The 14539-nt window shown below is 71.3% G+C and carries 13 protein-coding genes; 10 read left to right on the top strand and 3 right to left on the bottom strand.

Annotation, left to right across the window (positions count from 1 at the left end; genetic code table 11):
- Positions 1–34 precede the first annotated feature (34 nt).
- From STRNI_RS03115 to STRNI_RS03125, 3 genes are all read left to right on the top strand, one after another.
- Positions 35–1096, top strand: a complete 1062-nt coding sequence (locus STRNI_RS03115; RefSeq protein WP_159483903.1) for an HpcH/HpaI aldolase/citrate lyase family protein — start codon at positions 35–37, stop codon at positions 1094–1096.
- Positions 1097–1101: 5 nt separating this feature from the next.
- Positions 1102–1974 carry an HpcH/HpaI aldolase/citrate lyase family protein gene (locus STRNI_RS03120; protein ID WP_277410483.1) on the top strand — a complete coding sequence of 291 codons (873 nt, stop codon included), beginning with the start codon at positions 1102–1104 and terminating at the stop codon, positions 1972–1974.
- A gap of 191 nt (positions 1975–2165) precedes the next feature.
- The gene (locus STRNI_RS03125; RefSeq protein WP_018091954.1) at positions 2166–2537 is read left to right on the top strand and encodes a hypothetical protein; all 372 of its coding nucleotides are present in this window, start codon (positions 2166–2168) and stop codon (positions 2535–2537) included.
- Between the two features lie 144 nt (positions 2538–2681).
- Here STRNI_RS03125 and STRNI_RS03130 read toward each other — a convergent pair whose 3' ends face one another.
- Positions 2682–3083 carry a hypothetical protein gene (locus STRNI_RS03130; protein ID WP_018091955.1) on the bottom strand — a complete coding sequence of 134 codons (402 nt, stop codon included), beginning with the start codon at positions 3081–3083 and terminating at the stop codon, positions 2682–2684.
- 162 nt (positions 3084–3245) lie between these two features.
- The gene (locus tag STRNI_RS03135; RefSeq protein ID WP_277410484.1) at positions 3246–4529 is read right to left on the bottom strand and encodes a PAS and helix-turn-helix domain-containing protein; all 1284 of its coding nucleotides are present in this window, start codon (positions 4527–4529) and stop codon (positions 3246–3248) included.
- Between the two features lie 339 nt (positions 4530–4868).
- Between STRNI_RS03135 and STRNI_RS03140 the strand changes: the two genes are divergently transcribed.
- The 5 genes from STRNI_RS03140 to STRNI_RS03160 are packed head-to-tail and all read left to right on the top strand — an operon-like array spanning position 4869 to position 10955.
- Positions 4869–6245, top strand: a complete 1377-nt coding sequence (locus STRNI_RS03140; protein WP_159483910.1) for an ATP-grasp domain-containing protein — start codon at positions 4869–4871, stop codon at positions 6243–6245.
- Positions 6242–8257: a PEP/pyruvate-binding domain-containing protein gene (locus STRNI_RS03145; RefSeq protein WP_277410485.1), complete on the top strand. Its 2016-nt coding sequence runs from the start codon at positions 6242–6244 to the stop codon at positions 8255–8257. The genes STRNI_RS03140 and STRNI_RS03145 overlap by 4 nt, the downstream gene beginning before the upstream one ends.
- The gene (locus STRNI_RS03150; protein WP_018091959.1) at positions 8254–9585 is read left to right on the top strand and encodes an MFS transporter; all 1332 of its coding nucleotides are present in this window, start codon (positions 8254–8256) and stop codon (positions 9583–9585) included. Before STRNI_RS03145 ends, STRNI_RS03150 begins: the two co-directional genes overlap by 4 nt.
- Positions 9586–9607: 22 nt before the next feature.
- Complete coding sequence (locus STRNI_RS03155) at positions 9608–10429, top strand: class I SAM-dependent methyltransferase (RefSeq protein WP_266440059.1); 822 nt, start codon at positions 9608–9610, stop codon at positions 10427–10429.
- Positions 10413–10955, top strand: coding sequence for a nuclear transport factor 2 family protein (locus STRNI_RS03160; protein WP_018091961.1), 543 nt, complete (start codon positions 10413–10415; stop codon positions 10953–10955). The genes STRNI_RS03155 and STRNI_RS03160 overlap by 17 nt, the downstream gene beginning before the upstream one ends.
- 66 nt (positions 10956–11021) lie before the next feature.
- Here the strand turns inward: STRNI_RS03160 and STRNI_RS03165 are convergent, their stop codons facing one another.
- Entirely contained in the window at positions 11022–12161 is a 1140-nt protein-coding gene (locus STRNI_RS03165; protein WP_277410486.1) for an agmatine deiminase family protein, read from the bottom strand.
- A 92-nt stretch (positions 12162–12253) separates the two neighbouring features.
- Here STRNI_RS03165 and STRNI_RS03170 point away from each other — a divergent pair, with 92 nt between their 5' ends.
- Both STRNI_RS03170 and STRNI_RS03175 read left to right on the top strand, forming a co-directional pair.
- The gene (locus STRNI_RS03170) at positions 12254–12829 is read left to right on the top strand and encodes a TetR/AcrR family transcriptional regulator (RefSeq protein ID WP_159483918.1); all 576 of its coding nucleotides are present in this window, start codon (positions 12254–12256) and stop codon (positions 12827–12829) included.
- A gap of 379 nt (positions 12830–13208) precedes the next feature.
- Complete coding sequence (locus STRNI_RS03175) at positions 13209–14516, top strand: MFS transporter (protein WP_277410487.1); 1308 nt, start codon at positions 13209–13211, stop codon at positions 14514–14516.
- Positions 14517–14539: the final 23 nt, after the last annotated feature.

The raw sequence follows: 14539 nt of genomic DNA on the forward strand, positions 1-14539 counted from the left end.
GCGGCCCGCCCTCCGAGCCGACCAGGGAGACTGCATGCGTTCTCCGAAGGACTTCTTCCGCCCGCTGGCCGTCGGGGCGCCCACACCGGTACGCGAGGTACCGTTCCGGCCGTCCCGGATGATCCACTTCTTCGACCCGGGCAACGAGAAGATGGCCGCCAAGGTGCCGGCCATCGCGCCCACCGTGGACGTGCTGCTCGGCAATCTGGAGGACGCGGTCGCCGCCGACCGCAAGGAAGCCGCCCGGTCGGGCCTGGTGAAGATCGCCCAGGCCACCGACTTCGGCAACACCCAGCTGTGGACCCGGATCAACAGCCTGGACTCGCCGTGGGCGCTGGACGATCTGCTGACGCTGGTCGGCGAGATCGGCGACAAGCTGGACGTGATCATGGTGCCGAAGGTCGAGGGCGCCGAGGACATCCACTACGTCGACCGGCTGCTCGCCCAGCTGGAGGCGAAGGCACAGATCCGGCGGCCGATCCTGGTGCACGCCATCCTGGAGACCGCGACCGGCGTCGCCAATGTCGAGGAGATCGCCGGAGCCAGCCCCCGGATGCAGGGCATCTCGCTCGGCCCCGCCGACCTGGCGGCCAGCCGCCGGATGAAGACCACCCGGGTGGGCGGCGGTCACCCCGGATACCTGGTCCGGGAGGACCCGCACGGCGCGGACGGCACGGCACCGCGGGCCACCTTCCAGCAGGACCTGTGGCACTACACCCTGGCGCGCATGGTCGACGCCTGTGCGGCGCACGGCATCCTGCCGTACTACGGGCCCTTCGGCGACATCAAGGACACCACCGCCTGCGAGGACCAGTTCCGCAACGCCTTCCTGCTGGGCTGTGTCGGCGCCTGGAGCCTGCACCCGGTGCAGATCGCCATCGCCAAGAAGGTCTTCTCGCCCGCACCCGCCGATGTCGCCTGGGCCCGCCGGGTCATCGAGGCGATGGGCGACGGCACCGGCGCGGTGATGATCGACGGCAAGATGCAGGATGACGCCACGTACAAGCAGTGCCAGGTGGTCGCCGAACTCGCCGACGCCCTCGCCGCCCGCGACCCCGAGCTGCGCGACGCCTACGCCGCGGCCGAGAAGGAGTAAGACCCGTGTCCGACGCGATCCTGCGGCCGCGCCGCTCCGTGCTCTACATGCCCGGTGCCAATGAACGCGCCCTGGAAAAGGCCAAGTCCCTCCCCGCCGATGCGCTGATCCTCGACCTGGAGGACGCCGTCGCCCCCGACGCGAAGGCCGACGCCCGCGAGCGGGTCGCGGCCGCCGCGGCCTCGGGGGAATACGGCTACCGGGAGGTGACGATCCGGGTCAACGGCCCGGGCACCGCCTGGCACGCCGACGACCTCCGGGCCGCCGCCGAGGCCGGTCCGGACGCGGTGGTGGTGCCCAAGGTGGACTCCGCCGACACCGTGCGGGCGGTCGAGCGGGCGCTGGAGGCCGCCGGCGCTCCGGACCGTACGGCGATCTGGGCCATGGTCGAGACACCGCGCGCGATGCTGGACGCCCGTGCGGTCGCCGCCGCCAGCGAACGGCTCACCGTGCTGGTGATGGGCACCAACGACCTGGCGAAGGAGCTGCACGCCGAGCATGTTCCCGGCCGGGCCCCGCTGCTGACCGGACTGTCCCTGGCGCTGCTGGCGGCCCGTGACACCGGCAAGGCGATCCTGGACGGCGTCTACAACGACGTGAAGAACGCCGAGGGGTTCGAGGCCGAGTGCGTGCAGGGCCGGCAGTTCGGGTTCGATGGGAAGACGCTCATCCATCCGTCACAGGTCGAACCCTGCAACCGGGCCTTCGCCCCGTCGGCCGACCAGATCGCCCGTGCGCAGAAGATCATTGACGCCTTCGACGAAGCCACCCGTGAAGGGCGCGGTGTCGTCACCGTCGACGGCCGGATGATCGAGAACCTGCATGTCGAGGACGCCCGCCGGATCCTGGCCCTCGCCGAGGCGATCGCCGGACGCTGAAGACCGGCCCGCAGGAGCTCATGCTTCCTGCGGGCCGCTGGCACGGCGGCGCGGAATTCCAGGGCCGTCGCGGTGAATCCCATAATCGGACAGGGTGAATAAACGGGACTGGCCGCTGCTCAGGCTTGGTGGTGCCGGGCATCCGGGATAGCAAGATCCCCGGGGACCCACCATGAGTGCAGGAGCACACAGTGAAGAATTCGGCACGCGTCAATGTCGTGATGGCAGGAGCCTGCGGTCTGCTCCTGGCCGCCGGTACGGTCTCGCCCACCCTGGCGTGGGCCGAGTCGTCCGGCGGCGACGGCGTCTCGAACAGCGACACCGTCGCCCGCTTCGACGCCAGATTCCGCTGCGCGCACCGGGCCAGATTCTGTATCAACGGACCGGTACTCAGCGGAAATCCCAGAAGATCCCAGAACGTTCATGTCTCCGGCGGCACCATCAGCAACAGCGGTAGCCCGACCAACACCAACGGAAACACCAACGACGACACCGGCGGCACGACCGGCACGGCGACCAAGTCCGGCAACAACGAGCAGCACATCCACCACCACCGCGAATGAGACGGCGAGTGCGCGTCCAGCCGCTCCGGCCCCGGGCATTCCGGGGCCGGAGCGGTTCAGGGGCGACGACGACCGCCCGGCGACTGTGCCGGGCGGTCGTGTGACGGCCGGCGCGGTGCCGTATCCGTCGGTGCGGTGTCCGGATCAGTGGTGCAGGAATCCGAGTCCGAGGATGCGCTGGACGTTGTTGCTGCTGCCCGTCGAAGCACCGGTGACGGAGTTGGCGGCGTTGGTGGTTCCGTTGGTGTTGGAGAGGTTCCCGCTGTTGTTCGGGTTCCCGTGGTTGATGAAGTTGCCGCTGTGCAGGCTGTTGCCGCTGTTCACCGGACCGTTGACACAGGCGTGGGGTGACAGCAACACGGGCGACCGGTAGTGGATCTGGCCCAGGCGGTTGTTGCAGACCACGCCGTTGACCGTGCCGGTCACGGTGCCCACATCGGCGTCCGCCACCGCGGAGAGCAGAGAGTCCGGAAGTGTCACCGCCTGGGCCGTGCCACCGCCGAACAGCACCAGCCCGCACGCCCCGACGACAGTTCCCGCCTGCATGATTCTTCTCACGACGCTCCTCGCCTCTTCATCCTTCTGATGCCAGACGTATCGTGCTGCCGCGGTCGGCCCGCGCCGGTGTTCAACCCGCGGGGAGCAAAACCCCCGGCGGCCACAATCAGCCGGGTGGCCCAAACCCCGGGGGCGACGGCGGCAGGAACGTCAGGTGACGCTGTGCGGATGGCAGGCCGTCGCCGAGCGTGGCGGCCAGGCCTGGGGGGCGAGGATGCCCAGCACGTAGGCGCGCGCGACCAGAGCGGGTCTGGTCGGGGCGTCCAGGAGATCGCGCAGCCGGCTGAGGTGGTAGTCGACGGTCTGCCGGGAGAGGTGCAGGGAGGTGGCGATCTCCGCGTTGCTGCGGCCGGCGGCCAGCAGGGACAGGATGCGGACCTGACTTGCCGTCAGCGGTGGATGGGGCTCGTGGGCGATCCCCTGGTGGGTGATGACCGCCCAGACGCTGGTGGCACGGTCCGCACTCCGGCCCACCGTGGTCAGATGCAGCCGGGCGCGCCGCTGGTGACCGCGGGAGTCCACCAGCGCGACGGTCGTCTGGATGCGCCGGCTGCGGCGCGCTATCAGGTCGAGCCAGCTGCGGTGCAGCCCCGGTAATTCGGGGGCCGGGGCGAGCACGGTGTGCGCGCGGCGTCCGACGAGGTCGGAGAGCCGGGTCTGCAGCAGTTCGGCGGCCGCGGCGCTGGCCTGCTGGATCCGTCCGCCCGCGGAGATCAGGGCGCACGGCAGTCCGCTGTGATCGCGCAGCGCATGCAGGCTCTCCTCGGCCTCCCGGCGCTGGCGCAGGGCGCGGGTGTAGTCGCTGATGTCGATGTAGATGCCCGCCACGCAGGTCTGGCTTCCTTCCCGTACGGGAAAGCGATGGCCGACCGCCTGCCCGCCGGTGCCGTCGAAGCGGTGGTAGGTGAGGGTGTGCCGGACCGGTTTGCCGCGGTCGAGCACCTCCCGGTCCAGTCCGAGGACCTGCGCGGCGTCGGCCGGGCCGTCGACGTCGGCGACGTCCTTGCCGATGATGTGCTCCGGGGTGGTGCCGTACAGATGGGCGTAGGCGTGGTTCGCCCAGAGGTAGCGCCCGTTCGCGTCCCGGATGAAGGCAGCGGCGGGGGCGAGGTCCGCAAAGGCGTCATAGCGGCGGGGGCCGGCCGGAGGGGGGCCGACCTCCACCGCCAGCCCACGGGAGCGGCCCTGCCGGGGCACGCCGAGGGGCCAGTTCACATCGAAGACACGACCGTCGAACTGTGCCTGCCAATGGCTGATTTCAGGTGCTGCGGCCGGCCCGGGAAGCTCCTTTCGCACGGTGTCGAGGAACCGCTGGGCCGTCACCGTGTCATCGAAGGCACCCCCGCCGCTGTCGATCACCCGTAGCTCACGGTCGGCTTCCCACCAGGACACCGGAAGGTGTTCGAGCAGCGACTTCAGACTGGTCTCGTCCACGACGGGCCCCTTTGCGGTGAAGAGTTCAACGGGTTCGGACGGCGCGCCACCGCCATGCGTATCCCCCCGCGTCCGGTGGCATGCCCGGTTCTCGGCCGATCTGGCGACGTCCGCGCACCTCCGCGGCGTCGCGGGCGCGCCATACGCCATCACGGAACCTTCACGATTGCCTGGGGGTACCCACAACTCTGGCATTTGCCTGAGCGGTTGCGGCCCGATCAGGGGAACGGTGGGCCGCACGGCTGCTTCGCTTGAGGGACGGCGTTCGGATTCCGGGGGGCCGGACGCTGTCCAGCCGTTTCCGATGGTTCCCATCGTATGAAAAGGAGTCCGATTCCAGTGAGCAAGGTGCTGTTCGTGTATGCCAAGGGTGGTCCGCCCTTGGGGTACGCCCTGTCACGGGTCGCCGCACGGTCGGCAGTGCACCTGCTGGCGCTCAGCGCGCTCCCTCCCACCGTGGCCGCGTCCGCTGACCGGCTGTGCGCTTCGGTCCTGCGCCCCGCCGAGTCCGAGCGGCACGACCTGGTGTCCCTGATCGTCTCCCGGGCCCAGGCGGTGGGCGCGGACGCCGTCGTCACCTTCTCCGAGTACGCGGTCGTCGCGGTCGCGGAGGCCTGCGAGAAGCTGGGCCTCGCCGGGGCGGGCGGCTCCTGTGCCCTGGCCCGCGACAAGCGGATGATGCGCCGCACCTGGCAGGAGCGGGGCATATCCCAGCCCCGGTTCCGCCCCGTCGCCACCGAGCGGGATCTGCACGACGCGGCCGCCGCGCTCCGCTTCCCCCTGCTGTTGAAGGCCGCCTGGAGCGCCGGCTCCACCGCGCACCGGATCCTGCGCTCCGCCGATGACGTACCGGCGGCCTGGGAACGGGCGCGGGAGGTGATGGCCGAATCCGCGCAACTGGGCTATGCCGAACTCCATGTGGCCGACGCCGGGGCGGACTTCATCGTCGAGGAGATCGTGCCGGGCACCGCCACGGAGTGGTTCGACCAGGAGGGCTGGGGCGACTACGTCAGCGTCGAAGGCGTCGTCGTGAACGGCGACTTCCGTCCGGTCTGTCTCAGCGGGCGGATGCCGACGGTGGAGCCGTTCACCGAACGCGCCGGCATCACGCCCGCGGCGCTGCCGCACGACGCCCAGCAGCGCGTCGTGGCCCTGGCGCGCGAGGCCGTCGATGCGCTGGGGCTGCAGAACTGCGGTACGCACACCGAGATCAAGCTCGGCGCCGGCGGGCAGATGTGGGTGATCGAGACCGCCGCCCGGTTCGGCGGGGCGATGACCGTCCCGCAGATCGAGGAGGTCTTCGGCCTGGATCTGATCGGCATGCTCACCGACCATCTGCTGGGGCGTCAGGTCTCCTGGCCCGCAGAGGTGCGCACCCCGCAGGAGGCGCACGGCGCGGCCGGTTCCCTGGTCGTGCTGGCCGTCGACGGCGCCGGTGAGGCCTGGCCGGACCAGCGGGTCTGGGACTTCCCGACGGTGCGGGACGCCGTACCGCTCAGCGTCGGCAGCCATCTGTCCGTGGTGGCCGAGAACTCGCTGCCGGACGGGACTCCGGTGCCGGTGTACGACCCGGCCGCGGGCGCCAACACCATGGCGGCGCTGTGCCTGCTGTCCGCCACCGACCCGGAGACCGTGATCCGCGACTTCCGGACCCTGGTGGAGGCCCTGCCGCAGACCCTCCCCACGGCCGGCGTCACCACGGAGGTGCGCTCATGACCACCACCGCCGTTCTGCCCTCCGGCACCCCGGGCCCCCTCACCGACCGCACCGTCATCGGTGAGAACCTCTCCCTGCCGCTCTTCCGCACCCTCTCCGGAGTCCTGGCCGGTCACCCGTACCTCAAGGTCGTGGTGGACCGGGTCGAGGACACCTGGCATCTGCTCGACACCGCCGTCCACCCCTTCCACGTCAACTACATCGCCACCCGCGTCCTCGGTATGGAACTGGCGGAGCTGGACTCCTGCCTGGACGCCTTCAACGCCTCGGTCTACATGGACCCCGAGCGCCGCTTCCTGCTGGGTGTGCTCTCCCTGCACACCGACGAGGACGCCGAAGGACGGGAGCGGCCCTTCCTCGTCCTGGAGACCACCGAGGCCGACACCATGCACGGGCGGCTGCTGGAGGAGTTCTACACGTTCGTCCGGCACCGGGTCGACGGCCGCCTGCCGCTGCTGCTGAAGCCGGCGAACCACGGGCAGGAGCACGAGCTCGCCGCGATCAGCGACGTACGGGTGCCGCGGATCCTCGGCCATCAGCTCTTCGGCAACCGCACCCGTACCCCGCTCAACCCGGGTGACGCCGTCGGCCGGCTCCGCTACTTCCGGACCCTTGAGGAGTACACGGCCGCGGCCGACGGGCTCGGCTGGTCCGACATCGTGGCCATGCCGTGTCTGCCGGACGATGTGCCGCGGGTGGCCGGTTTCCTCAACACCTCACCGGGCACCCCGCTCTCGCACACCAATGTGCTGGCTTCCGGCTGGGGCATCCCCAACGCGATCGTCCGCGATCTGGAGCGCATGGTCGACGCGGACGTCCTCGACGGAGCCTGGGTCCGCTACCGGGTCCAGGACGACGAGATCACCCTCGTCCCGCTGACCCATGCCCCGACGCTGGACGCCCCGGCCTGGCACCAGCAGCGCATCCGGATGGAACCGCCGCTGCTGGAGGACGTGCCCGCGCTGTGGCTGCACCGGCTGCGCCGCGCCGACCGGGACCGGTACGGGACCAAGGCCGCCAACCTCGGCGAGCTCCATCACGTCCTGGACAGCCGCACCGCCGACCTCACCGCCTTCTACGGGCAGCCGCGCCCGCCCCGCGCCGACCTCTACGGCCACCTCGCGGCCCGGCTCGGCGCCAAGGACGCGACGGGCGCGGAACTGCGTTCCCTGGCGGCCGACTTCGTGGCCGGGGTGATCGCGGCGCCCCACGGGATCGCCCTCCCGTTCGCCCTGCAGCACCGCTTTCTGACGTCCTCACCGGCCGTGCAACAGGGCCTCGGCAAGCTCAAGATGGCACTCGAACTCGACGCCGTCGACGCGCTGGACGCGGTCTGTCTGCATCTTCAGCAGCTCATCCGGAACACCCCGATGCCCGAGGACGTCTCCCGTCAGATCACCTCGGCGCTGCCCGGCGGTCCGGACACCGGCAGCCGTCTGGTGGTGCGCTCCTCCTCCAACGCCGAGGACCTTCCCGGGTTCTCCGCGGCCGGGGTCTACGACTCGGTCACCACCGTCCACGGCGCGGACGAACTCCTCGACGCGGTACGCCAGGTGTGGGCCTCCCTGCTGTCGCCGCGCAGTGTCCGGCTGCGCCATCAGGCGGGCATCTCCCTCGATGACACCTATATGGGCGTGATCATCCAGGAGTATGTGCCCGCTGACCTCGGCGGAGTCCTGGTGACCTGCAACCCGACCCGGCGCGAGGACTTCCGCAACGTCTACCTCAACTGCTCCCCCGGCTCGCCCGAGACGGTCGTCGACGGTACGACGCTGCCGCTGCAGTACCTGTACAACACGGTGGAGGGCGGCGGCCGTACCGTCGCGCTCGGCTCGTCCGGCCGGGACCTGCCGGTCGGCACCCGGGACAAGCTGGCACGGCTGGCGCTGACCGGGCGGCTGCTGCAGTCCCACTTCAGCGAGACCGATGTGGACCATCCGCTCGACATCGAATGGCTGATGACCGATCAGGGGGACTTCCGCCTGGTCCAGATCCGCCCCTACGCGCTGTGATCCGGCGGTTCACCGGCCCGCTGCGCGCCCGCAGGACCCGGACCCCGGGCGCGCCCCTGACACCACGGGCCCGCCGGATCATCCGGCTGAACAACGGCTTCCAGCTGCTGTTCAACCTGTTGTGGTGGATGCCGGTCTTCTACGCCTACCAGCGGGAGGCAGGGCTCTCCGACGGGCAGATCTTCGGCATCCAGAGCATCTACTACGTCGCGTTCTGCCTCTTCGAGATCCCGACCGGGATGGTGGCCGACCGCATCGGTGCCCGCAACTGTCTGCGGGCCGGTGCCGTCGTGATGACCGCGGCGAATCTGGCGCCGGTCCTCGCGCCCAGCTACACCGGCTTCCTGGTGCACTTCCTGGCCATCGCCGCCGGCCGTTCGCTGACCTCCGGTGCCGCCAGCGCCTATCTCTACGACGGCCTGGCGGCCGAGGGCGCGGGAGAGCACTACCTGAAGGCGGAGGGGCAGGCGCGGGCGCTGGGGCTGGCGGCGAAGGTGGTGTGCTGGCCGCTGGTCGGGCCGCTGATGGCCGTCGCGCACGCCACGCCGTATGTGCTGAGCGCCGCGAGCGCGGCGGGCTCGCTCGTCTGTGCCGTGGTGCTGCCGCGGCAGGCCGCGGCCCGGCACGGCGGTGCCGGTGGCACCGGGAAGGCGTCGCGCGGCGGGCCGGTGTTCCTGCGCGATGCCGTCTCGGCGCTGCGCTGGGTGTGGGCCACGCCCTGGCTCGCGCTGCTCATGGTGCAGGGCGTCGCGGTGTTCACACTCTCCCGTATCTGCCAGGTCAACCTCTTCCAGCCGGTGCTGCTGGACCACGGCATCCCCGAGAGCTCGCACGGCGGGGTGCTGGCCGCGATGACCGTCGCGGAGGCGGTGGCCTCGGCCCGTCCGCAGTGGCTCGGCTCCCGGCTGTCACCGGTGGCCTGGGTGTCGCTGCTCAGCCTGGCGATGGCGGGCACGCTGGCGGGCAGCGTCCTGGGCGGGCCGTGGACCGTGGTCGCCCTGCTGTGCCTGTTCGCCGCGGTCACCGGCTTCGCCTACCCGCTCCAGCGCAAGCTGGTGAACGACGCCATCCCGGCGGGAGCGCCACGGGCCACCCTGCTGTCCGTCGAGAGCATCGTGGACCGGGGCGTGTGTGCGCTGGCGGCCGTGGCCGCGGGAGCCTATCTCTCGGCGGGCCGGCTGGACGCGCTGCTGTGGCACAGCGCGCTGGTGACCGCTGTGGTGATGCTGGTCCTGCAGCTGGTCCTGCGGCGTGCCCCGGGCCGGCGCCGGAAGCCGCCGGCGGCGGAGCCGGCCACGGAGCTGGTCACCACAGCAGGAAACCCCTGAGCGGCACCGTCATACTGGGGACGTGCGGGCTACGGAAGCCGGGCGCTACGGCGAAGGTCTGTTCCGCCCGGAGGAGACCGGCGAGGCCGGCCGTATCGATCTGGGAGCGCTCGCCTATGACGAGGCGAGCGCCGCCCGGTTGGCGGCGCTGGGCGCCGGGCCCGGCTGGCACTGCCTGGACGTGGGCGCGGGCACCGGCACCGTCGCGCGGTGGCTGCTGGAGTCGGCGGGTGTCACGGGGGTCCTCGCGGTCGACCGTGACACCCGGTCCCTGGACGCCGGCCGGACACCGGGGCTGTCGACGCTGACCGCCGACATCACCGCGCCGGACTTCGACCCCGGCCGGTTCCAGCTGGTCCACGCACGGTTCGTGCTGATGCATCTGCGGTCGTGGCGCCGCATGATCGCCAAGCTGGGTTCGCTGGTGGCGCCCGGTGGTGTGCTGGTGCTCAGCGATGCCGTGGACCTGACGACCGCCGGGGCGCCGGCCACCCCGTACACCACGGTCATGCGGGCGATGTGGCAAGGGCTCCGGGAGTCCATCGGCACGGACATCTCCTGGGTGCCCGACTATCCGTACCTGCTGCGGGAGGAGGGCCTGCACCGGGTGGCCGCCGAGATCCACGTCCCGCCGTTGGTGCCGGGCAGCCCCCTCAACCGCTTCTGGGCCGATACGTGGGACCGGGCACGGGGCGCCATCCTGGCGACGGGGCAGGTGGACGAGGCACAGATCGAACGGGCCCGGCGGGCGCTGTCGTCGGACGAGTGCACCGGCCTCTCCCCCGGGATGCTCACCGCCTGGGGCTGGCGGACCGAGGAGGCCGGCCGTGACCAGCACCACTGACCGGGAACGGGAGCGGGTGTGGGAGCTGCACACCAGCAGCGAGTTCCGCACCCTCGATCTCGACACGACGATGGCCACCATGTCCGACGCCCCGGAGGTGCTGCATGTGCCCACGGCCATGGGCGCCCGCGGCAGGGCGTCCGTACGGCACTTCTACCGCCGCTGGTTCGTGGGACACAACGCACCGGATTTCGCCCTCGCGCCGCTGACCCGGACCACGGGCGGCTCGCGGATCGTCGATGAAATGCTGGTCTCGTTCACCCATGACGTGGAGGTGCCCTGGATCCTTCCCGGGGTGCCGCCGACCGGGCGGCCCGTCGAGATCCCGGTCATCGCCGTGGTGTCGTTCGACGGGCCGCTGATCTCCGCCGAGCACATCTACTGGGACCAGGCAGCGGTCCTCGGCCAGACCGGACTCCTTCCGGCGGAGACGATGGCGCGGCTGCCGGTCGTGCTGGATCAGCGCGGGACGCTGGCGGACGGCCCGCTCAACCAGCTGGCGGGGCGCGGCCACGGGCGGGGCTGAGCCGAGCCGTTCCGGTCGGTCCGGTCGGTCCGGTCGGTCCGGTCGGTCCGGTCGGTCCGGTGAGCGTCAACCGGCCTTGGGGAGTTGCTGGGTGGAGCAGTGGATACCGCCCCCGCCCTCGCCGATGTTGTCGACGGGCAGTTGGACGACCTCCCGCCCCGGGTACTGCTCCCGCAGGACGGCGGCCGCCTTGCTGTCGGCCTTGCGGTCGCCGAAGCGGGGCATGATGACCGCGCCGTTGGCGACGTAGTAGTTGACGTAGCAGGCCAGGAAGTCCTTCCCGCGTCGCCCGATGTCGGCCGGCTCGGGCAGCTCGACGACCTCCAGCCGCTTCCCCCGGGCGTCGACGGCCCCCTCCAGCACCTCGCGGGCCTGTTCGTAGGCGCCGGTGAAGTCATTGCGGGGGGCGTGCTTCGCGGGGGTGCTGAGGACCACGACGCCGGGTGCGGAGAACCGTGCCAGCGCGTCGATGTGATAGTCCGTGATGTCCTTGCCCTTGACGCCCTTCACCCAGATCACCGTCGTGGCGCCGAACAGGTCCTTCAGCGCCCGTTCGAGGTCCTCGCGGGACCTGCCGGGGTTGCGGTTGTCGTTGACCAGGGAGCTCTCGGCCACCATCAGGGTGCCCTGGCCGTCGCCCTCCACCGCCCCGCCCTCGCTGACGAGCGGGGCCTTGATCCTGGGGAGCCGCTCGTCGGCCAGGATCGCGCGGGCGACCCGGCGGTCGTGGCCGTGCTCCTGTTTGCCGCCCCAGCCGTTGAAGTTGAGGTCGACGCCGGCGACCCCGTCGGGGCCGAGCACGAAGACCGGCCCGGTGTCGCGCATCCACAGGTCGTCCACCGGGGTCGGGACGACCTCCACCCCGGACCCGCAGGCCCGCTGCGCCGCCTTCGCCTCCCGGTCCCCGGCCAGCAGCCGCACCGGCTCGAACTCGGCGATGGTCCGGGCGAGTCGGGCGATGTCGGCACGCACTCCGGCGGTGTCCGGCCCCCAGATCCTCCGGCCGGGCCAGGACATGTAGGTCGCCTCGTGCGGATGTGCCTCGTCGGGCAGCCGCCTTCCGCCGGCCGACCGCGCCGCCGCGGGGGCGGCGCCGGCCTCGCGCGGCGCCGACCCGCCGCTGTCCGGTGTGCCACAGCCGCTCAAGGCTCCCCCGAGGGCGGCGACGGCCGCCGCCTGCAGTGTCTGACGTCGGGATATTTCCACGATCAGCTCCTGACTGAAAATTTGGTCAGGACGATGCTAGGGCATGATCGGACCCGAGACACCTTGATTTCTTCGGACAGCGGGAGCATGCGATGCCGGACAGGCCCACCCAGATCCTCGAAGCCGCCGCCCGGCTGATCGCCCGGCGCGGCGTCCGCGGGCTGCGTGTCGAGGAAGTTTCCGCGGAGGCCGCCGTCTCGACCGCGCTGATCTACTACCACTTCAAGGACCGCGCCGGACTGCTGCGCCGCACACTGGAGTTCATCAGCCGGCGCGCGGTCCGCTACACCGACGCCGCACTGGATGCCTCCGACGATCCCCGTGTCCAGCTCACCGAGATGCTGCTGCTGGAGCTCCAGGACACTCCCCAGGTCAAGGAGAACAGCGCGGCCTGGGGCGAGTTGCGTGCCACCGCCGTCTTCGACCCGGACCTGCGGGAGCTGCTGGCCGCCGCGACCCGTTCCTGGGTGGAGGATCTCGCCGGGCTGCTGCGCCGGGCCCAGGAGGCGGGTCCGGACGGGGCCGGGACCGACCCGTACGCGGCGGCCGAGCGGCTCACCGCGCTGGTCGAGGGCCTGAGTGAACGCTGGCTGAGCGGCACCACCTCGCTCCAGCGGGCCCACGAGCTGCTCCGCGGCGCCGTCGACACGGAACTCCGGGCGCGCTGACGGGTGTTGTGGCCGCGACCGCCCGGGGAGCGGCGGGCACCCGTGCTTGCACAGGTGAGTCGCCCCGCCGCCCCGGGACCGTGGCGTCGGAACGGATGCCATAGCGGATGAACAAAGCGCTTCGGTCAATAAGCGGACATCAACGACTGTTTTCGGTCGGAGTCCGTCACGTCACGCTCTGCGCATGATCGCCCGGTCTCCCCCTGTCGCCACCACGGCATTCCTCGTTCGCCAGGAACGCAGCAGGTGGCGGTCCTCCGGCAGTTGCCAGGATCTGACGGAAAATTTTTTGTCATGGTGGGTAAATGGTGAAGAAAGCCGACCGAAAGTGTGCATCGGGTTTTGACCATTGATCGGCCGCTCCGCGATGGTCCTTCGTATGCCCGCCATACCCCGACCCGCGGCCAGCGGCCCCCTGCGCCTGCGCGATTTCCGTCTTCTGCTCGCCGGTGCCGCGGCCGGACAGCTTGGCGCCCAGGTCACCCTGGTCGCCCTGCCCCTCGTCGCGGTACTGGAGCTCAACGCCCCCGCTTTCCAGGTGGGGTTGCTCACGGCCGCGGAGACCGCCGCGTTCCTGCTGGTCGGGCTGCCGGCCGGGGCCTGGGTCGACCGGATGCGCAAGCTGCCGCTGATGATCCGGGCCGATGTCGTACGGGCCGTGGCGATGGCGAGCATCCCCCTGGCCGCCGTCGCCGATGTGCTGACGATGGCGCAGCTGTATCTCGTCGCCCTCGTCACCGGTGTGGCGACGGTCTTCTTCGACGTGGCCCACCAGAGCTTCCTGCCCCAGCTGCTGCCCAAGGACCATCTGGTCTCGGGCAACGGGGCGCTGGAGACCATCCGTTCCTCGGCGCAGGTGGCCGGTCCCGGGCTCGGCGGCGGTCTCGTCCAGCTGCTCGGGGCCTCCCTGGCCATCGTCGCCGACGCGGCCGGCTATGTGCTCTCCGCGCTGTTCCTGTGGGGCATCAAACAGCCCGAGAGCCGCCCGTCGCGCGTCGCGGGTTCGTCCCTGCGCCAGGACATCGCCGAGGGGCTGCGGTTCGTGTGCGGGCACCGCCTGCTGCGCGTGATCGCGGTGACGACCGGGCTGGCGAACTTCTTCACCGCCACGCTGATGGCCACTCAGTCCGTCTTCCTGGTACGGGTGCTCGGACTGGCGCCGGGAGTGGTCGGCCTCGTCCTGGCCGCCTCGGCGGTCGGCGGGCTCACCGGCGCACTGTGTGCGGGCCGGCTCGCCGCCCGGCTCGGCCAGGCCAGGATCATCTGGCTGTCCGCGCTGGCCACCGGCCCGTTCGCGCTGCTGTGGCCGCTGTCCGGGCGCGGCGCGGGCGCCGCACTGTTCGCGGTCGGCTCCGGTGTGGTCTTCTTCGGTGCCGTCGTCTACAACGTCGCACAGGTGAGCTTCCGTCAGGCGCTGTGCCCGCCCCGGCTGCTCGGCCGGATGAACGCCACCCTGCGCTTCCTGATGTGGGGCACCCTGCCGCTCGGAGCCCTGGCCGGCGGTGCGCTGGCCGATGCGTTCGGCGCCCGCACGGCGCTGGCATGGTGCGCGGCCGGATTCCTTGTCGTCCCCCTGCCGCTGCTGCTCTCCCCGCTGCGGCGGATGCGGGACCTGCCGGCCGCCGACGCGGCCGAGGACGCCCCGGCCGATTCCACGGACCCGGCCGAGCCCGCGTCCGTCGGCTGACGGCTGACGGCTGACGGCTGACC

This window comes from Streptomyces nigrescens (assembly GCF_027626975.1).
Taxonomy (GTDB): domain Bacteria; phylum Actinomycetota; class Actinomycetes; order Streptomycetales; family Streptomycetaceae; genus Streptomyces; species Streptomyces nigrescens.